The sequence below is a fragment of the Alteromonas gilva genome (assembly GCF_028595265.1).
In the GTDB taxonomy this organism is placed as follows: domain Bacteria; phylum Pseudomonadota; class Gammaproteobacteria; order Enterobacterales; family Alteromonadaceae; genus Alteromonas; species Alteromonas gilva.
In genome coordinates, this window is the sequence record NZ_JAQQXP010000001.1 from 496,143 (window position 1) to 514,630 (window position 18,488).

Genomic DNA, 18,488 nt, shown 5'->3' on the forward strand with positions numbered 1-18,488 from the left:
TACCTGCTGTAAGCGAAGGTAGGCTTATACCGCGCAAAAACAACCTTTAGCGTCGGTGTTTACACTGGCACCGTAGTAGTCAGTTGCAGTCGCTAACTGGCTTATTTCGGCCACCAGATTGTTACCGGTAAAGCAGCCATAGCCAGTAGCGTAGGGGCCGAGGTAGCGCAATTTTCCCTGCTTATCGACTACCGCCAGGGCCGGAAAAGCGTCGATATACCTGCGTAGCGTGGAATGCTCTGTTAACGATAGCTGTGTTACCCGATAGCCCTTATCGGCCAATGCCTGGGTAAGCTCCTGCTGATGCGGTTCGGTAAGCGTATCGCAGTAACAACGCTGACTGGCCCGCATATGCACTAACGATCCCGGCCCCACCCCAGCTGCGCTAAGGTGTGCGGCGAACTGTTGATCAAACTCCGGCTGACTGGCTGCCTGAGCCAGTTTCATTTGCGGATCAAACATTTTTATCTGATCCAGATTAGCCACCATCAGCGCGCCTAATATGGCTACTGCCCAGACGATAACGGCGGCGGTAATCACACGGTTTGACATTATATTACGAAGCGATTCACGGTATTGAGCATGGACTGACACTTTTGCGCCAGTTCTTTGGCTTTTGCTTCTAACTCGGCGGCGGTATTGGCCTCGAGTGTCGATAACTCATGGATCCTGGCGGTACTCTTAGCGATGGAGCTGGAAGCGGCTTCCTGTTCGACCGCTGCCGTGGCAACTTCCATCATGTTGTCGCTGGCAGCCTGAATTTGCTCCTCGATATTTTGCATAAAGCTGGCGGCATTGTCTGAGTCACTGACTGCCTGATCAACCAACTCAACACATTCGTTCATCTGACTGACTGACGATGCCGTGCTGGCCACCAATTGTTCGGTTATGGTGCTGATTTCATCGGCACTTTCTTTGGAGCGAATCGCCAGCGTTCGCACTTCATCGGCCACCACCGCAAAGCCTCGTCCGTGCTCGCCGGCACGGGCAGACTCAATGGCCGCATTAAGTGCTAACAGGTTGGTTTGGTCGGCCACGGCGGTAATTGACCGCATGGATTCAGAAATACTTGAGCACCGATCATTCAACTCCTGATTAGTCGTTGCTGCTCTGTTTAGCCGGTCGCGCAATGAATTGATAGTGGTTTTGGTACTCTCAACTGCCTTCCGTGAGCTACTGGTATCCTGCTGCGCCTCGCGGGTAATGTCATTGGCCGCATTGGTGCGTTCAGCTGAGTCTTGCAGGGTAACGGCAATTTCTTCAGAGGCGGTCGAAATGCTGCCAAGTTCATGGTTACTCTGCATAACGTGACCATTTAGATCCTGGGTTGACGACTGCATAAAGGCACTGGTATCGGCGACCTGGTTGGCCAGGCTGGTGGCATCGTTGACCAGTTCGCGCAATGCAGATAACAGTTCGTCGAAGCGGCTTAACAAGGGAATCGACTTATCAATATCGACCCGAAGATTAAGCTTTTGCTGGTCGGCCAGAATGTCATTAATCGCCACTTCAAGGGCGGCAGCACCGACGCCTTCCTCATGACTGCGCTTGGTCATGTACATCAGTATAAAGCCTTCAACCAGCGCAAATAAGGCGTGGAGCAGCAAGATAGTAAAAGTAACGTGGCCCTCTTCGAAGGCATAAACGCCGAACCCTTCGACCTGCAACAGGAAGAAGCTGATATGGTGAATGGCGATGAACACTGTGGCCGACGCAATGACCTTCCAGTTCCGAAATACGGCGAGGACTGCCAGTAACGAAAATATCTCAAAGTGCATTTCAATCAGGCCAAATGACTGATGAATATGCAGCGCAGTCATAAGTTGTGAGCCAATACCCATGGCATGGGCGCTGATTTCTGATTTTTCAGAGGTAAAGCTCAGGTATAACGGTAACGCGACAATGGGGATGCCTAACCAAAACGCGATCATTAGTTCGCCAGTTACAAGCCCGATGATAATGGCAATGATAAGTTGTACCATCAACAGCGCGCGGAAAATCTTATGGCCTTCTTGAATCCACGAATACATGCGTAAAGCTCCAGGATTAGTTTATAACTAGCGGGCGGACTTCGACTTAACATGCCGAAAATCCTGTATTTTTAGTTAAGTGTAGATGAACACTGAGAACGTGCCAGAAATATACGCAAAGGTGTTACAAAAAGATTACTTTGTTTATCGAAGAATGCTCCGGAATAAATGGTTACAGCCATTTTTTCCAGAGCATGCCCAGTAGCATAAGAAACGCCAATATACCCATGGACACCATTAAGTTAAAAAAGCCGTCGGGCGTCTCTGTGCCTGGCAGTCCGGCGACATTCATGCCAAAAACACCGGTTAAAAAAGACAGCGGTAAAAAGATGGCGGTGACCATCGACAGTACATACATACGAATATTTTGTTTGTCGCTGATTTGGTTACGCAGCTCATCCTGTAACACGATAGCGCGTTCACGGGCGAGGTCGAGATCTTCAATTGAGCGCGTCATTCGGTCAGACTGATCACGCAGACTAAATGTCTGAGTATTATCAAACAGGCCGGCTACGCGTCCTAGCGCTTCGAGTGCATCCCGCTGGGGAGCCAGATAACGGCGAATGCTGGCGGTCTGGCGACGCAGCATCGACAACTGATGGCGATCCTGCTTATTAAGCGTTTCAGCCGCTTCATACTCGCCCAGGTGTTCGTCGATTTCTTCTACTTTGTCGTGAATGCGGTCAGCGATGCGCGTGAGCAGCACGATTAACAACTCGGCAATGGAAGCCGGCGCATTGCCCTCTTCTACTTGCAGACGGGTGTCCTGCACACTCACGAGCTTACGTTCATGGCGCCGCGCGGTGACAATCAAACTTGGCGTAATCCACAGCCTCAGCGACACCATATCTTCAGGGTCAGCACCAGGATTGGCGTTAATGCCGCGTAAAAAAGCCAACGCGCCATCAGGCAGCGGAATCACCCGGGGACGGGTTTGCAATGCCAACAGACTTTCACCCACTGAACCAGACAGTGCCATTGTCTCGATCAGTTGTTCGGCATCTGAGCTGTCAGATTGCATGTGTACCCAGCGGTAGCATTGCGCCGGTGGCGTTGTGCTTAATTGCTCAACAGTTACAGGGTTGGCGCTGCCGTCAGCGGCGATATCATAGGCCCATAGCAGGGCGCTGTTTGCATTTGTCACTGGGGCTCCTTAGCCTGTCTGACCAGTTGTAAAGTGCCATCAAGATGCACATCGCGCTGTGGAAAGGCAATAACCACATTATGTTCAGCGAATATTTCATCGATAGCAAATCGTACGTTGCTACGAATGCGGCGCAGATCGCGTTCCACCGTAGCGTTAACCCAGAACAGGGCTTCAAATACCAGTGCGTTATCACCAAAGTCTTCAAAAATCACAACCGGGGCGGGCTCCTGTAATACCTCTTCCTGAATATTTACCGCTTCGGCGATGAGTTTGGCCACCAATTTACAATCAGAACCATAGGCAACGCCCACTTTCACCGATGTTCGCGTCAGGTAGTCGATTAAGGTCCAGTTAACCACGGTGTTTTCCAGCAGTTTGCTGTTAGGGATCAACATGTGCACGCCATCGACGCGCCGAATGCGGGTTGAGCGGGTGTTGATCGACTCTACCGTACCTCTGGCGCCGTCTACCTCAAGAAAATCACCGATGCGAATAGGCCGTTCCCACATTAAGATCCAGCCAGAAATAAAGTTATTAATAATATTTTGCGCACCAAAGCCAACGCCGATAGCGACGGCACCGGATAAGAATGCAAAGGCGGTGAGCGGCACTTCCATGACATCCAGCGTCGTCACGATGAGAATCGCACTGGCCAGTATATAGAATATTCGCTTAAACAAATGCACCGCGTCGGCACTGGCGCCCGACGCGCGTAGCCGGTAGGTAGCGATATGGGCAAGTTTTTTAATTAACCAGATGCCGACTACGTAAATAAGGGGGATTGCAACCAGCACGCCCACGGTGATCTGGACGTCAAACAGGGTAAACAGATGGGTAGATAATACGCTTTGTAATTCGGTTATTGCCTTATTCACGCAGAGCAACTTTATTGACTAAACTGCCCACATGATATGACTCAAATCGTCATACGTCTAGCATAGTATGGTGTTGTGGCAGCATCTTTTGAGGTCTTCGAACAGCCGCCTGTCAGCCCTTTCATGACGATGGCTCATTGGCACAGCAGAGGGGACGACTATGTCATGGATACCGCGTGTCTGCACATGCCTGTACGGCATAAGTGTGGTAGCCTTGCGCTACTTTTTTACAGCCGAAGTTTGCTATGCCGATTTTTATGCGGGCGGCTATCGCCCTTACAGTCCTGGCTATGGTGCTTGTTGCACCAGCCGCACAGGCATTTACGTTAACCTTATCAAAACAACAGCTGAACGTTATGGTCAGGGCTGTGTTTCCCCAGCAGCGCACCTTTGACAATATCGAGTTTACGTTTTCGGATCCGCAGGTGGATTTGGACCCGCTCGAAGACGAGTTAATGGTTCTGGTAACGGTATTGGCGGTTCAAAATGGCCAGCGCTTACGAGCGACTGCCGAGATTGCCGGGCAAGTCAGCTATCACGGCCAGCTGGCCCAGTTGCAAATTAAACAACCGCGACTGGATAAACTAACTATCGATGACAACCAGGCCATGGTTGCCGACAGTTTAATTACCGGTATCAAGCGTCTCGAAGGTAAGCGGATGCCGCTGATACTGTTGGTAGACTTTGCGCAACTGGATCTGGCCGCGTGGGGTTTAAGTACGCCCAGGCGCATCGAAATCACCTCACAGGGTTTACTGATCGAAATTTAATATAAAGGCGCTTTATGAAAAAACTCGCTTTTCTCTCCATGGACCCCAAAGACCTGGAAGAGTATTTTGTTTATGATGATCTCCTGATTGCTCCCTTTGCACAGCTGGGTTACTCAGTTAGCACGGTGTCGTGGCATGAGCAGAGCCATGATTATTCGCAGTATGAAGCCGTTATTGTACGCACCCCCTGGGATTACCAGCAGCACGAAAGCGCGTTTATCGCGTGTTTGCAGCGCATTGCCAGTCAAACCCTGCTGATTAACTCGTTGCCGTTGATGCAGTGGAATCTGAACAAGCAATATCTTAAGGATCTGCAACGCAGCGGCGTTGCCGTGTTGCCAACACTGTGGTTTGACACCTTCAACAGCGAGAGTGTTAAGCAGGCATTTAGCCATTTTGAGTGCGATGAACTGGTGATCAAACCCTGTGTTAGTGCCAACGCCGATGATACGTTCAGACTGACACCCACAACGCTGCCTGCTTGTGAGCCTGAACTCAGCCGCTGCTTTGAGCAGCGCAGCTTTATGCTCCAGCCCTTTGTTGACAGTGTTACCGAATATGGTGAAATCTCCCTGTTTTATTTTGCCGGTGAACTCAGCCACGCCATTTTAAAGCGCCCCAAAGACGGCGACTTCAGGGTGCAGGAGGAACATGGCGGTAGTTTACGTGCCATTACGCCGGATACCGCCATGTTGCACAGTGCTGAAGCCGCGCTGGCTGCTATGCCCGATGATTATTTGTATGCCCGGGTGGACCTGCTCATGTTTGACGCGCAGTGGCGTGTTATTGAACTGGAGCTCATTGAGCCATCGCTGTACTTTAATTTAGCACCTGCGTCGGCGCAGTGCTTTGTGTCTGCCTACCAGCGTTACCTTGCCCTTCATGGGAATGATTAGGAGGCTGGGTGGTGGCGCAGCTCGTCGCCACCCCGGCTAGTGTTCGCGCATCATGCGCTGCTTACTCTGGCTGGCAGGGCGTTGCGACTTGGTTACCGAACCAGGCGACTTGGTTACCGAACGAGGTGGCTTATTTGCCGGGCGATGCGTTGCAGTACGTTTTGACTCCCGCTTAGCGTCGCGTTTGGGGCCATAATCGGCCGGACGCGAGCGTTCAGTATGTTGCCCGGCTTTGATCTTACGCGGCTGCGATGAGTGGTTCACTACAGGCCTGGTCTCGCGTTTCACGGTATCCTTGTACTGATTACGTTGCTTAAGCGCGTGATTATCGGGCTTAACAATCTTGTGTTGTGCTGGCTTACGCAGGTTTAGCTGGGTGTCGCGGTTACCGGTAACGCTGCGCGGTGAATGAGTGGTCGCCTTTAGCGGTTTGTGGCTGGTCGCCTTTATCGGTTTGTGAGTGGCGCCACGCGTCGATAATGCTTGTGTTGCCGTATACAACTTACGGTGAGCAACCTCCTTATTAAGGGTACGATGTTGCTGCACAATAGCGGGACTCTGGCGTGTGACAGTTTTTGAATATCGCGCATGACGTTTTCCTGCATTGTGCTGCCAGCGGTGATACTCCTTCACTGAATAACGCTTGTGGTAGCTGGGTCTGGTATAGCGGTATACCGGTGTGTGGCGCACAATAATATGGCGTTCTGGCCACCAGATATGGCCAAAGTAAAAGCTCGCCGACAATGCCACATGCGGGCCCCAGTAAATACGGTGGCCAAGTGCGATGCGAACCTTACCCGGCCAATACACCGGCGGGCGATGATGGTGCCAGTGCCCGTATACGTAGTGAGGGTCGTAATAGGGAATGTAGACGACTTCGGGGCGGCGTGGCTCAATAACAATGATGCGCTCCTGGGTGGTGACCTGCTGGTAATCATTACTTTGTAAGTTGCCGCTCTCCCAGGCTTGTAAACGCAGTGCCTGAACCCGGTCGAGCACCTGGTTTTCGTTAGTGATTACCGCATCACCAAGGGTTTGCAACCAACTGAGGTCGTCGCTCATATGACGCAGTACGTCTGTAAAGGGCACCAGCGCTTTGACACTGGGCTCCCAGTCAAAGTCTGCAATGGCGGCATCGATTTGCGCCTCATCGAGGTTTGGGTTGGCCTGTCGCCAGCGATCAGCTTCTACCACTTGCAGTGGATAGGTACTGGCGATGAGAATATGAGTGACCACGGAATCCGGGTATAGCGCAATGGGCGCGAGCAGGGTATCAAGGGTTTCAATGCTGATCTGCGGTGCGTTAAACGCTGGTTGCGTTTCAGGCGGGCTCAGGGCTGTTTGTGTCCCGCTCAGGGTTGCTTGTGTCCCGCTCAGGGCTGTCTGTGTCCCGCTCAGGGCTGTATAAACAGAGCTCAGGGCTGTTGCCTGACCGCCGTAAAGCAGTGGTAGCAAGGTGGCTAACAGGATTCGCTTTTGCATACTGACTCTCCCGCGCCGAGAGGCGCTGCATGTTTGTCTGTATGCAGTTATAGCCAGAATTACATTAACCCCGGCTGAACTAACTTAAACCGGGTATTCAGTTAACCGGCTGCAGGCGCAGCTACGCATGAGCAAGGGCGTGCAAGCCTAAGCCTGCCACTAGTCTTTAAATAAGTGCGGATCAAACGCGTGACCGAGTTTCTCGGTTTTAGTGCGGATATAATGTTTATTATCGTTGGTGATGCCGTGATCAATAGGCTTGCGCGACACCACGTTAATGCCTAAGTCTTTAAGCGCTGCGGTTTTTCGCGGGTTATTGGTCATTAGCTCAACGTTGTGGACATCGAGTTTATCGAGCATTAACTTACACATGTCGTAAGTGCGCAGGTCGGCATCGAAACCCAGGTGCTCATTGGCTTCAACCGTATCCATACCGCTATCCTGCAAATGGTAGGCACGGATCTTATTAATCAGTCCGATACCGCGGCCTTCCTGGCGCAGGTACAGCAACACGCCGTATCCATGGGCCACAATGTTCTCCATGGCGCGCTCTAACTGAAAACCACAATCACAGCGGGTAGAAAACAACGCATCACCGGTCAGGCATTCTGAATGGATGCGGATTGGCACAACATCGCTGGGTTGCCAACTGCCATAGGATAACGCAACGTGCTCGGTGCCACTGTCTTCAACAAAGGCATGGATGGTAAACTCCCCTTTTCTGGTGGGTAGTTTAGCGGCGCTAACAAATCGGTATTGCTGAGATGTACTGGTCATTAAACTCGAAGCCGGAATTAAGATGAAACTGCTATATAGGGGTGCAATGCGGTTTTACAAGCCCTGAGCGCGGCAGTATAGCGCCTATTGGGTAGTTTAGTCTAATAGCGGCGCCCTCCATTTTTTCGCTTTACGCTGAGTTCGTCCACCGCCGGGTTTATCGTTGCGGGTTTAACTGCTCGGCGATGACATGCAACATTTGTGGCTGGGTTAAGTTATTTTGCGAGATGCCAACAGGTTGCAACCAGACTGCCTCGCATAACCATTCCACATTCAGCAATAGTTCGACGTTTGCGTTATGAAGTTTTACCTGCATGCGGTCAGCGCCCCAGTCGGTATCGCTGGTTTGCGCCTGTAGCAAACGGGCAATAGCATGGCACAATCTTACTGCCGCCTGTTGGGTTTCAGGCATTGGCCCCTGCCAACTCACATGGGTGTCTTCAACCTGTAAATATGACGCAACTTGTTGTTGGGTTAACTGCTGCATGACAAACTCACCTCGCTGCTTTGCTTACCCGGCTGCTGAAAATCACGGGTCGCCGGGTTATCCTCAAAAGGCTGTTTGATGGCGGCAATTAACGCCTCGGCCGGGCCAAAATCGCCTTGCTCCGCGGCGTCGATGGCGTTTTGTAAATAGTGCGTGCGGGGTATCACCGCCGGGTTTAATGTTGTAAGTAACTGCTTACTTTTATCCTGAGAGCTACTAATCCTGCGTTGCCGGTAGTTCTGCCACCAGTTATCAAAGGCTTCTCGGTCAATAACATGGTCGCGTAATGGTGTGTGTTTCTCATTGGGATCGGCCGTTGCCAGTTGCCTGAAGCTATGGGTATAGTCGAGTGTGTTTTGTTCCAGTAGCGCCAGCCACTGCTGTAAACAGGGCTCATTATCGTCATTGTCGTCTAATCCCATCCGGCTAAACATTTGATGCCGGTACTGGCTTAAAAATGTGGGTTCAAACCGGGCCAGACACGCGCGAATGTCATCGGTGCTCAGGTAATCGGTAAAGGTGTGTGCCAGGGCATTTAAATTCCACAGTGCAATGCCGGGCTGACGGTCAAACGCATAGCGGCCTTCATAATCGGAATGGTTAAACACCGCATCAGACTTAAAGTGCTCCAGGAATGCGTAAGGCCCGTAATCAAAGGTAATGCCGTGAATCGACATATTGTCGGTATTCATTACTCCATGAACAAATCCGTGAGCTTGCCACAGGGCAATCATGCGTGCGGTGCGCAGGGTGATGGCGGTAAGTAATGCCTTATGCGGATTTGCCTGTTGCCGGCATTCCGGGAGATGGTTCGCCAGGGTATAGTTCATCAGCTTGTCGAGGATGTCCGGCTGGCGACTATGAAAATAATACTCAAAATGGCCAAAACGCAGGTGGCTTGGTGCCATGCGGATCATCATGGCGCCCGGTTCAAGCTGCTCACGCAAGATTGAATGCTGACTGGTCATCAGACATAACGCGCGGGAGGTTGGAATGCCCAGATGATGTAAGGCTTCGGAGGCGATGTATTCACGCAGTGTAGAGCGCAATACCGCGCGCCCGTCAGCATGGCGGGAATAAGGCGTTTGACCGGCACCTTTTAGGTGTAAATCAAAGGACTGGCCATTTTCATCGGTCACTTCACCCAGTAACAACCCCCGCCCGTCACCAAGCTGAGGGTTCCAGTGGCCAAACTGATGGCCACCGTATTTTTGTGCGACCGCATTGGCCGCAAGTTTGCCATCAGGCGAAAAAATGGCTGTCATTAATTCCTTACCAGCTGGCAGGTTAAACTGCTTTGCCAGGTCAGTGTTATGCAATTGCAAGGCAATACCATCAAGTGTTTGCGGTGTTACCTTGCTCACTGTTTCAGGCAGTGCTGTTGCATACTTATGGCTTAATAACATTGAAACCTCGTTTATTGTGCGCCGTGTTTATCATTAGCTGGTTATGCGCTGCCAGTGTAGCATTTTGCGGCGGATAATAATCTAGTGGCTGTTGGTCATATGATGCTGGCTGTGCAGGTAATATGGTGATTGGTAAGGTTAATATTAAGCTCTTAGGACGTTTAAATGTAAGGCGCGTCGTTATATGCTGATACGCTGAATAGTCATATTGTCATAACCGGGAGTAATGTCACGTTGTCTGAACCTCAGGTACCCGTAGCAATAAACCTTGAGCAGGTCTATTACCAATACCCGAAAAACGGCGCGGAGCTGTCGATCCCTGCGTGGCAGGTGTTGCAGGGCGAGCGCGTATTTTTGTATGGCCCGTCCGGTTCAGGTAAAACGACATTGCTGAACCTGTTGGCGGGCGTGTTAAGCCCGGACCGTGGCAGCATTACTTTGCTCGATAGTGCGTTTTCGACGCTAAGTGGTGCTAAACGGGATCGCTTCAGAGCTCGCCATATCGGGGTGGTGTTTCAACAGTTTAACCTGATTGCGCACCTAACGGTTGCGAAAAACATCGAACTTGCCGCCTACTTTGCGGGTAATACCCGGGTAAAACGTGACGATATTGCTGCGCTGGTGGCAGCGCTACAACTTTCCACCGACCTGTTAGATAAGCAGGCCGGTCAGCTCAGTGTCGGTCAACAACAGCGTGTAGCGATTGCCCGTGCCCTGATCAACCGGCCGGAGATCCTGCTGGTAGACGAACCCACCTCGGCGCTCGATGCGAGTGCCCGCGATGCGTTTATGCAGTTGCTGACGACGCTGTGTGCGAAGCTTAACGCAACGTTGATATTTGTTAGCCATGATCAGAGTTTGCAGCAATACCTCGATGTAACCGTGGCGCTATCGTCACTGTGCAGTCCCCGTGAGGACGCACCATGTTAGTGTCGTTTGCCATCAGTAGTTTAAAGAGCCGGGGAAAATCCCTGGCATTAACCTTTTTGTCGCTGTTAATCAGTGTCAGTGTGTTGCTCAGTGTTGAGCACGTGAGGCTGCAGGCTGAGGCAAGTTTTAATCGCACGGTATCAGATGTTGATCTGATTGTGGGGGCGCCAAGCGGTCAGCTAAACCTGATGCTGTACAGTGTGTTCAGAATGGGCAGCCCCACCAACAATATCCGCTACGACAGTTATACCATGCTTACGGAGCATCCTCAGGTGCGCTGGGCTATACCAATTGCGCTGGGCGATTCGCATCAGGGCTTTCGTGTGCTGGGAACCAATGAGCGCTACTTTGAGCACTTTAAATTTGGTAATAAAACACCGCTTAGCTTTAGTACCGGCGAGCCTTTTAGTGGCGTTTTCGGTGCTGTGCTGGGCGCCGATGTGGCGGCAAGTCTCAATTATAAAGTTGGCGATGAGGTAGTTATTGCCCACGGCACAGGCTCGGTGAGTTTTACCCATCACGATGAATCTCCCTTTGTTATCAGCGGCATTCTGGCACCTACCGGTACACCAGTGGATAAAACCGTGCATGTTAGCCTGGCAGGTGTCGAGGCAATGCATTTAACGCCGCAGGCCCGGCATGAGGTGCTGGAACACGACGGCAGTTCCGCTGCGCAGGCGCTGCAGCCAGAGGGCGTGACAGCCGTGTTGGTAGGGTTAACGAGTAAGTTTGCAACCTTTACCTTGCAGCGCGAGCTGAATAATTACGCCGACGATCGGTTAATGGCCATTTTGCCCGGTGTCGCGCTGGCCGAAATGTGGCAGATGATGTCGAGCGTGGAAAATGTTCTGCGCTTTATTAGTGCGCTGATTTTATTGTCGTCGTTGTTTGGTTTGTCGACCATGTTACTGGCATCTATGCAGCAACGGCAGAAAGAGATTGCGGTGCTGCGAATCATTGGCGCCGGAGCCGGCACCATATTTCGCCTGGTATTGCTCGAAGCCCTGGTGTTATCCGGGGCGGCCTGCGCCGCGGCTGTGGTGTTGGTGACTGTAATATTCAGTGCGTTGCAGGGCTGGTTGGCAAGCCACTATGGCATGTTTATTTCGGCAAACTTTATTACCCTGCATACCTCTGGGGTTATCGGCGTAATACTGCTGGCCAGTGTGCTTTGCAGCCTGCTGCCCGCGCTTGATGCATACCGCGGAGCCATACAGCAGAGGTTGTGAACGTGGCGGTAAAACTATAAATACTCGTCGAAATAGCAACGAAATAGCATGCAGGTCATTTTAGGTTAATCCAATTAAATGTTTGCACGTATTGATAACATCGCATTCATGTTTTCTCTGTCTGGAAACGGCGTTTTACAGGATTTATTATGACTTCTGAAGCTGCGTTGATTGTACATCATCTCAACAATTCCCGATCTCAGCGCGTTCTTTGGCTCTTAGAAGAGTTAGGTGTTAATTACACTATCGAACACTACCAGCGCGATAGCAAAACCAATCTGGCGCCGGATTCACTCAAAGCCGTGCACTCACTGGGGCGTTCACCGGTTATCACCCATAATGGCTATACGCTGGCTGAGTCTGGCGCAATTATTGAGTATCTGATTGGCCAGTTCGGTACCCACCTCAAACCCGGCAGTGATAATACGGCCGCGTTAAATGAATATCAGTTTTGGATGCACTTTGCCGAAGGCAGCTTAATGCCACCGCTGGTGGCCAGCTTAGTTATGGGCAAAGCGAAAGACAAAGCCAAACCTTTCTTTATGAAACCGGTGGTGGCAAAAGTGGTCGACGCCATTACGGATGCTTATTACGGACCAAATCTCAAGCGCAGTCTCGAATACGTTGATGCCCATTTGGCAAAGCATGAGTGGTTTGCCGGTGAGACGCTGAGCGGTGCTGATTTTCAGATGAGTTTTCCGCTTGAGGCGATGCTGGGACGAGTTGGTAAGGGGCTGTATCCGGCAATTGATGCCTGGGTGAACAAAATACATGGCCGCGAGGCTTACCAGCGCGGAGTCGAAAAAGGTGGAGAATACGCCTACGCCTAAGCGGCAGGCGCTAACCAATTTTACACGTTATGGTCGCGTTCCAGGTAGTCGTTAATCAACTGCAAAAACGGCACACCATAGCGTTCCAGCTTGGTAAGACCCACACCGCTGACCGCCAGGAAAGCGTCCTTGCTGGTGGGTTTAATGGACGCCATTTCGGCCAGCGTGGCGTCGCTGAAAATAACAAACGGCGGTACATCGTGCTCCTGGGCAAGGACTTTGCGCAGGTGTTTAAGGCGGGCAAACAGCACCTTATCGTAGTTTTTAAGCGCGGGTTTAACCGGTTTTTCAGCTTTGATCTCCAGCCGTGGTGTTGCCAGCTCTACCGCAATCTCACCTTTGAGTACCGGCCTGGCGGCTTCGGTTAACCGCAATACCGCATGGCTGGCAATATCCACGCGGATCAGGCCGCGGTGAATAAGCTGGTTAATAATATTGTGCCAGTACTGGTCGTTGTGATCTTTGCCGATACCCCAGGTAGACAGCTTATCGTGTCCGGCTTCCTGTAAGCGCTTGAGATTTTTGCCGCGCAGTATGTCAATGATGTATTGGGTGGCGTATTGCTGTTGTACCCGCAATATGCAGCTGAGCACTTTTTGGGCGACCTGCAGGCCATCAAAGGGCCGCGGCGGATCAAGACAAATATCGCAGTTGCCACAGGCCTTGTCGCTAAATTCAGAAAAGTAATTTAACAGCACCTGGCGGCGACAGGTTTGCGCTTCGGCAAAAGCCTCCATGGCGGCAAATTTTTGTAGTTCGATGGCGTTGCGATCGGCCAGGTTGCCTTGCTCTATCCATTGTTTTACCCGCGCACTGTCTTTCTCGTCGAACAGCAGCAACGCCTCGGCGGGCAATCCGTCGCGCCCGGCCCGACCGGTTTCCTGATAGTAGCTTTCGATACTGCGCGGCACGTCATGGTGCACCACAAAACGCACGTTAGACTTATTAATGCCCATTCCAAAGGCAACCGTGGCCACCACCACATCAATTTTGTCGGTTATAAACTGGCGCTGTACCCAGGCCCGCTCGTCGGCGTCCATGCCGGCATGATAAGCCGCACTACGAAACCCCTGGCGGTGCAGTTTGGCACTTAAGTCGTCTACCTTGGCGCGGGAATTACAGTAAATAATGCCGCTGCCACCATCCTGCTGACGAATGTAAGTGACAATTTGTTCAAAGGGTTTGTACTTTGCAATGACCCGGTAGCGAATATTGGGCCGGTCGAACGAGCCCTTATACACCAGCGGTTCATCGAGTCCGAGCTGGATCTGAATATCTTGCTGCGTGGTTGTGTCGGCGGTAGCGGTTAAGCCAATAACCGGAATGTCGTGAAAACGCTGCTTGAGCATACCGAGTTCGCGATAGTCCTGACGAAAGTCGTGACCCCAGTGCGACACGCAGTGGGCCTCATCAACGGCAAATAAGGCAATTTTGGTGTGCGACAGCATATTTAAAAAAGCGCGTTGCAGCAGCCTTTCAGGTGACACATAAATGATATCGTAAAAGCCATCCTGAAGTTTTTTTACCCTGGCCTGATACTCTTCGTTACTCAGCGATGAATTTAAATAGGCCGCTTTAACGCCGGCTTCGCGTAACTGCTCTACCTGATCCTGCATGAGCGATATAAGCGGTGATACGACAATACCGGTGCCTTCGCGCACGATGGCAGGGATCTGATAACACAATGATTTGCCGCCACCGGTGGGAAGCAATACCAGTACGTCTTTACCCGCAATGGTATGTTCGATGACCTCGGCCTGCCCATCCCGGAAAGCGCTGTAACCAAAAATATCTTTGAGAATTTGCTGCGCATTGGGGGCAGGGCCAGCGGCATCACTAACCATGGTTTCACGCCGGTCAGCCGCGGTCGCAATAGCGCTTTGGCTATCGGGCTCTTGTTGCTTTGGAGAGGTATCGGGTAGTGCTGTCATGAGGTGCAAAGTGTACGCGTTTTTGAATGCGGATTCACGGCTTTTTACCAGCAGTTTTTGCTAGGTTTACGCTGGTCAGCGCCGTGCTGCCACAGAGTAATACCAGTGTGCCCGGGTTCGATGATATGATAAAAGAAATTTCGCTGTACGGTGAAGAAGATGGCTGAAGCATTACCAGATTTAATTGAAGAGCTCGTTACCGATAAAGGGCCCGATGATATTCAGGCTGTTGCCGAGTTACTGCTGCCTGCCGAAGATGTCGAGATCGCAACGCTGCTGGAATCCTTGCCGGTAGAAGAGCGGATTTCATTGTGGGAAGTATTACCAGACACGCGCAAAGTCGACGTGCTGGTGGAGATGCGTAGCGATCCACGGGAAGTGCTGATTGCGGCCATGGCCGACGAGCAATGGTCTGCCATACTCGCCGATATCGACGCCGAAGAACTGCTTGAGCTGATGGACTCTTTGCCTTCCCGGCTTATTGATCTGGCTTATCAGGCGCTGGATAAACAGCAACAGGCCTATTTTCGTGATGCTACGCAGTTTCCCGACGAGCAGGTGGGGCACTGGATTTCTCATGAAATGCTGGTGTTGCCATTAAATGCCAAGGTGCGGGATGGTTTGCGCTTGATTCGCCGTAATGTGCCGTCTCACTGCGATACGGTGTTTTTAGTGAATCGCTCCGGTCACTTCTCGGCCGCCGTTAAGCTCACCCGGGTATTTGGCGCCCCGGAACATTTACCCATGGTTGAGCTGACCGAAGAATCGTTACCGGTCATTAAAGGCGCCGACGATGCCACCAATGCCTCGTTACTGGTGCAGCGAAGTGGCTATGCAGCATTACCGGTTGTCGATGACAGTAACAAGTTACTCGGGCGCCTGGACGTGCTCAGTGCCAGTGAACTGGTTAACGAAAACTACGAGCGTCAGGTAATGGCCACCGCCGGTATGGATGAAGACGAGGATTTATTTGCGCCGGTCGCAAAAAGTGCGCGCAGCCGGGCATTATGGCTCGGTCTCAATCTTTTAACGGCGTTTCTGGCCTCCTGGTTTATTGGTTTATTTGAAGCAACCTTGCAGCAAGTGGTCGCACTGGCGGTATTGATGCCGGTGGTTGCCAGCATGGGCGGTATTGCCGGTAGCCAAACGCTCACCCTGATTGTACGGGGCCTGGCGCTTGGCCAGGTAACCAGTGCGAACCTTAAAGCCCTGATGACCAAGGAGCTCAAAGTCGGTGGTGTGAATGGCGTTATCTGGGCCTTAGTGATTGGCATCGTCGCCTTTATGTGGTTTAACGATCCGCTCCTGGGTGTGGTAATTTGTTTAGCTATTTTCCTCAACATTCTGGCCGCAGCACTGGCCGGTGTGATGCTGCCGGTGATTTTGGAAAAGCTAAAAATTGATCCGGCGTTGTCGGGTTCTGTGATCCTGACTACCGTGACCGATATTGTCGGCTTTGTGGCCTTTCTGGGGCTTGGCAGTTTGTTTTTATTGTAATGTAAAAAGGACTTTGCGTGGCCAACGATGCGGTTCAACGCCAGGCTTTTGCCGGTATTCTCTATGCCATAGCGGCGTATACCATGTGGGGTATCGCGCCGCTGTATTTTAAGCAGATTATTGCGGTACCGGCTCCGGATATTTTAATGCACCGGGTAGTGTGGTCGGCCGCGTTGCTTGCTTTGTTGCTTATTGGTCTGGGTCAGGTTGCCAAGGTTCGGATTATCTTTAAATCAAGGCGCCTGGTCGGCTTATTGATTGTGGCCAGTATACTGCTGGCCGGTAACTGGCTGTTATTTATCTGGGCGGTAAACTCCGGCTTAATGCTTGAAGCCAGCCTGGGGTATTACATTAATCCGCTGTTGAATGTGTTTCTGGCCCGGCTGTTTTTGAACGAGCGTCTGCGCCGCATGCAGCAGCTTGCGGTAGTGCTGGCACTGATTGGTGTGGCCAACATTATTATTGCCCATGGCACCTTGCCGTGGGTGGCACTGAGTCTTGCCGGCAGCTTTGCGATATACGGTTTATTGCGTCGCCAGATCCCGGTAGAACCATTACCGGGCCTGTTTATGGAAACCCTGGTGTTATTGCCGTTTGCGGCGGGTTATTGGCTGTTCTTTGCCTCGGATGTCGGGCGCATGACCGGCAATGAAATGTCACTCAATGCCTGGTTAATGGCCGCTGGCGTGGTCACCACCATGCCATTGCTGGCATTTAATGCTGCGGCGAAGCGGATTATGTTTACCACTCTTGGGCTGATTCAGTATATCGGCCCGAGCTTAATGTTTATTTTTGCCGTGGTGTTGTATAACGAACCGCTGGAGCCGGCGCGATTGGTGACGTTTGCTTTGGTATGGTGCGGACTAGTGCTCTTTAGTATTGACTCGCTTAAGGTGTACCGCCAGCAACGTAAGGCGCGTAAGGCTGCTCAGGCCGCCTAGCGGGTTGTGAGCGGGGCGTCATGGACAACGCGATTGCGACCGCTCTGCTTGGCCTCATAAAGCAGTTTGTCAGCATGGGTTAGCATCAGTTCAATATTGTGGCCGGGAATGGTTGTCAGGCCAATGCTGGCTGTTACTGCCAGTTCAATATTGTTAAATTGAACCGGTGCGCTGCTAATGATGCTGCACAGGCTCTGCATTGCCTCAATAGCCTCAGCCGCGCTGACATCGGGCATATAAATACAGAACTCTTCGCCGCCAAAGCGCGCCACAATAAAGTCGGCACAATGCAGCGCAATACTTTTGGCCGTCGCTTGCAATACGGTATCGCCCGCATCATGACCATGGGTATCGTTGATGGCTTTAAAAAAGTCCAGGTCGACCAGCGCCAGGGCCTGATGGGCCGGTTGATTGCGCTGATACTTATTAACGGTGTAAAAAAAGTGACGGCGATTGGGTAAACCGGTGAGATAGTCTGTATTGGCGGTGCGGCGAATGGTTTCGACATTCTCTATGAGCTCAATGTTTTGATTTACCCGGCACAAAAACTCCTCGTGGCAATAAGGCCTGCCAATAAAGTCGTTGGCCCCGCTTTTAATGAATCGCGCTGCCAGTAAACTGTTGGGGTCATCGGTAATGCCAACTATAGCGAGCTCTTCTTTACTGTAGCGTTTTCGTAAACCGGCCACAAACTGCGTAGCAGACTGATCCTCTATTGCGCTGTTTACAAAGAGTAACTTAACGTTGGTGTGCTCAGCGAGCAAGTTGTCTGCTTCGCGGGCGGTGGCGCACTCAAAGGTGATAAAATTATGGCGCCGGAGTAAAGCGGCGGTGGCCTTGCGCTCGATGCGTTTGGGGCCGACCACGATGACGCTGATGTGTTTATTTTTTTGCAGACGGGCAAGTAAGCGCATCAGGTAGTCATACATTTGCGCGTTTTCTTTGGGGATATAATCCACCACATCCCGCGACAACACGCCGTGGCGAATGTCTTCATCGAGGCGGCCGGTTGATACGATGGTTGGAATATAACTGTTTATGGCATAGTCAATGGCTTCGCCATGGGGGGCGTCAGGCAAGTCGTAGTCGACAATGGCACATAAATAATCTTCTGGCTCAGAATGGATGAAAACATGACGGGCTGCGGTGAGGCTGGTGGTTAACACAGCCTCAAGTCCGGCCATCTCAACCAACTTTTTAAGCAGGCCAATATTTGTCGAACTGTCTTCAATGATGAGAACCTTCATCGGCATCGTTATT

17 protein-coding genes are annotated in these 18,488 nt (G+C 51.6%); 7 read left to right on the forward strand and 10 right to left on the reverse strand.

What is annotated here, in order from left to right:
• Positions 1 to 24: 24 nt before the first annotated feature.
• The 4 genes from OIK42_RS02315 to OIK42_RS02330 all read right to left on the reverse strand — a co-directional run bounded on the left by OIK42_RS02315 (position 25) and on the right by OIK42_RS02330 (position 4,052).
• Positions 25 to 552, reverse strand: a complete 528-nt coding sequence (locus OIK42_RS02315) for a DUF6436 domain-containing protein (RefSeq protein WP_273638038.1) — start codon at positions 550 to 552, stop codon at positions 25 to 27.
• A complete protein-coding gene (locus OIK42_RS02320; RefSeq protein WP_273638039.1) occupies positions 552 to 2,030 on the reverse strand; it encodes a methyl-accepting chemotaxis protein in 1,479 nt (492 codons plus the stop codon). The genes OIK42_RS02315 and OIK42_RS02320 overlap by 1 nt, the downstream gene beginning before the upstream one ends.
• 172 nt (positions 2,031 to 2,202) lie before the next feature.
• Positions 2,203 to 3,174 carry a zinc transporter ZntB gene (locus OIK42_RS02325; protein WP_273638040.1) on the reverse strand — a complete coding sequence of 324 codons (972 nt, stop codon included), beginning with the start codon at positions 3,172 to 3,174 and terminating at the stop codon, positions 2,203 to 2,205.
• Complete coding sequence (locus tag OIK42_RS02330) at positions 3,171 to 4,052, reverse strand: mechanosensitive ion channel family protein (protein ID WP_273638042.1); 882 nt, start codon at positions 4,050 to 4,052, stop codon at positions 3,171 to 3,173. Before OIK42_RS02330 ends, OIK42_RS02325 begins: the two co-directional genes overlap by 4 nt.
• A 245-nt stretch (positions 4,053 to 4,297) precedes the next feature.
• On the opposite strand from OIK42_RS02330, the gene OIK42_RS02335 reads away from it, so the two are divergent.
• Together OIK42_RS02335 and OIK42_RS02340 are read left to right on the forward strand one after the other, a co-directional pair.
• A complete protein-coding gene (locus tag OIK42_RS02335; protein WP_273638043.1) occupies positions 4,298 to 4,822 on the forward strand; it encodes a hypothetical protein in 525 nt (174 codons plus the stop codon).
• A gap of 14 nt (positions 4,823 to 4,836) precedes the next feature.
• Positions 4,837 to 5,718, forward strand: coding sequence for an ATP-grasp domain-containing protein (locus OIK42_RS02340; RefSeq protein ID WP_273638045.1), 882 nt, complete (start codon positions 4,837 to 4,839; stop codon positions 5,716 to 5,718).
• Positions 5,719 to 5,754: 36 nt separating this feature from the next.
• Here the strand turns inward: OIK42_RS02340 and OIK42_RS02345 are convergent, their stop codons facing one another.
• The 4 genes from OIK42_RS02345 to OIK42_RS02360 form a co-directional block, all read right to left on the reverse strand.
• Positions 5,755 to 7,200, reverse strand: a complete 1,446-nt coding sequence (locus OIK42_RS02345) for a DUF3300 domain-containing protein (protein ID WP_273638047.1) — start codon at positions 7,198 to 7,200, stop codon at positions 5,755 to 5,757.
• Between the two features lie 159 nt (positions 7,201 to 7,359).
• Positions 7,360 to 7,977, reverse strand: coding sequence for a GTP cyclohydrolase II (gene ribA, locus OIK42_RS02350; RefSeq protein WP_273638048.1), 618 nt, complete (start codon positions 7,975 to 7,977; stop codon positions 7,360 to 7,362).
• Positions 7,978 to 8,134: 157 nt separating this feature from the next.
• The gene (locus OIK42_RS02355; protein ID WP_273638049.1) at positions 8,135 to 8,464 is read right to left on the reverse strand and encodes a DUF3630 family protein; all 330 of its coding nucleotides are present in this window, start codon (positions 8,462 to 8,464) and stop codon (positions 8,135 to 8,137) included.
• Positions 8,452 to 9,870 (reverse strand): protein adenylyltransferase SelO, encoded by a 1,419-nt coding sequence (locus OIK42_RS02360; protein ID WP_273638050.1) that lies wholly within the window; start codon positions 9,868 to 9,870, stop codon positions 8,452 to 8,454. Before OIK42_RS02360 ends, OIK42_RS02355 begins: the two co-directional genes overlap by 13 nt.
• 234 nt (positions 9,871 to 10,104) lie before the next feature.
• On the opposite strand from OIK42_RS02360, the gene OIK42_RS02365 reads away from it, so the two are divergent.
• The 3 genes from OIK42_RS02365 (at position 10,105) to OIK42_RS02375 (ending at position 12,859) form a co-directional block, all read left to right on the forward strand.
• Positions 10,105 to 10,800: an ABC transporter ATP-binding protein gene (locus tag OIK42_RS02365; RefSeq protein ID WP_273638052.1), complete on the forward strand. Its 696-nt coding sequence runs from the start codon at positions 10,105 to 10,107 to the stop codon at positions 10,798 to 10,800.
• Entirely contained in the window at positions 10,794 to 12,029 is a 1,236-nt protein-coding gene (locus OIK42_RS02370) for an ABC transporter permease (protein WP_273638053.1), read from the forward strand. The genes OIK42_RS02365 and OIK42_RS02370 overlap by 7 nt, the downstream gene beginning before the upstream one ends.
• Positions 12,030 to 12,178: 149 nt before the next feature.
• The gene (locus OIK42_RS02375; protein WP_273638054.1) at positions 12,179 to 12,859 is read left to right on the forward strand and encodes a glutathione S-transferase; all 681 of its coding nucleotides are present in this window, start codon (positions 12,179 to 12,181) and stop codon (positions 12,857 to 12,859) included.
• Between the two features lie 20 nt (positions 12,860 to 12,879).
• On the opposite strand, the gene recQ is transcribed toward OIK42_RS02375, so the two are convergent.
• Positions 12,880 to 14,733 (reverse strand): DNA helicase RecQ, encoded by a 1,854-nt coding sequence (recQ, locus tag OIK42_RS02380; protein WP_374211858.1) that lies wholly within the window; start codon positions 14,731 to 14,733, stop codon positions 12,880 to 12,882.
• A gap of 216 nt (positions 14,734 to 14,949) precedes the next feature.
• Here recQ and OIK42_RS02385 point away from each other — a divergent pair, with 216 nt between their 5' ends.
• Positions 14,950 to 16,287 carry a magnesium transporter gene (locus tag OIK42_RS02385; RefSeq protein ID WP_273638055.1) on the forward strand — a complete coding sequence of 446 codons (1,338 nt, stop codon included), beginning with the start codon at positions 14,950 to 14,952 and terminating at the stop codon, positions 16,285 to 16,287.
• A 17-nt stretch (positions 16,288 to 16,304) separates the two neighbouring features.
• Positions 16,305 to 17,228: an EamA family transporter RarD gene (gene rarD, locus OIK42_RS02390; protein WP_273638057.1), complete on the forward strand. Its 924-nt coding sequence runs from the start codon at positions 16,305 to 16,307 to the stop codon at positions 17,226 to 17,228.
• Here rarD and OIK42_RS02395 read toward each other — a convergent pair.
• Entirely contained in the window at positions 17,225 to 18,475 is a 1,251-nt protein-coding gene (locus OIK42_RS02395) for a GGDEF domain-containing response regulator (RefSeq protein ID WP_309568750.1), read from the reverse strand. The genes rarD and OIK42_RS02395 overlap by 4 nt on opposite strands.
• Positions 18,476 to 18,488 lie beyond the last annotated feature (13 nt).

What these genes read in the sequence shown, in the direction of transcription:
- OIK42_RS02315 (WP_273638038.1), bottom strand. Translation starts at nt 552, where the DNA reads ATGTCAAACCGTGTGATTACCGCCGCCGTTATCGTCTGGGCAGTAGCC.
- OIK42_RS02320 (WP_273638039.1), bottom strand. Translation starts at nt 2,030, where the DNA reads ATGTATTCGTGGATTCAAGAAGGCCATAAGATTTTCCGCGCGCTGTTG.
- OIK42_RS02335 (WP_273638043.1), top strand. Translation starts at nt 4,298, where the DNA reads ATGCCGATTTTTATGCGGGCGGCTATCGCCCTTACAGTCCTGGCTATG.
- OIK42_RS02340 (WP_273638045.1), top strand. Translation starts at nt 4,837, where the DNA reads ATGAAAAAACTCGCTTTTCTCTCCATGGACCCCAAAGACCTGGAAGAG.
- OIK42_RS02345 (WP_273638047.1), bottom strand. Translation starts at nt 7,200, where the DNA reads ATGCAAAAGCGAATCCTGTTAGCCACCTTGCTACCACTGCTTTACGGC.
- ribA (WP_273638048.1), bottom strand. Translation starts at nt 7,977, where the DNA reads ATGACCAGTACATCTCAGCAATACCGATTTGTTAGCGCCGCTAAACTA.
- OIK42_RS02355 (WP_273638049.1), bottom strand. Translation starts at nt 8,464, where the DNA reads ATGCAGCAGTTAACCCAACAACAAGTTGCGTCATATTTACAGGTTGAA.
- OIK42_RS02360 (WP_273638050.1), bottom strand. Translation starts at nt 9,870, where the DNA reads ATGTTATTAAGCCATAAGTATGCAACAGCACTGCCTGAAACAGTGAGC.
- OIK42_RS02370 (WP_273638053.1), top strand. Translation starts at nt 10,794, where the DNA reads ATGTTAGTGTCGTTTGCCATCAGTAGTTTAAAGAGCCGGGGAAAATCC.
- OIK42_RS02375 (WP_273638054.1), top strand. Translation starts at nt 12,179, where the DNA reads ATGACTTCTGAAGCTGCGTTGATTGTACATCATCTCAACAATTCCCGA.
- OIK42_RS02385 (WP_273638055.1), top strand. Translation starts at nt 14,950, where the DNA reads ATGGCTGAAGCATTACCAGATTTAATTGAAGAGCTCGTTACCGATAAA.
- OIK42_RS02395 (WP_309568750.1), bottom strand. Translation starts at nt 18,475, where the DNA reads ATGAAGGTTCTCATCATTGAAGACAGTTCGACAAATATTGGCCTGCTT.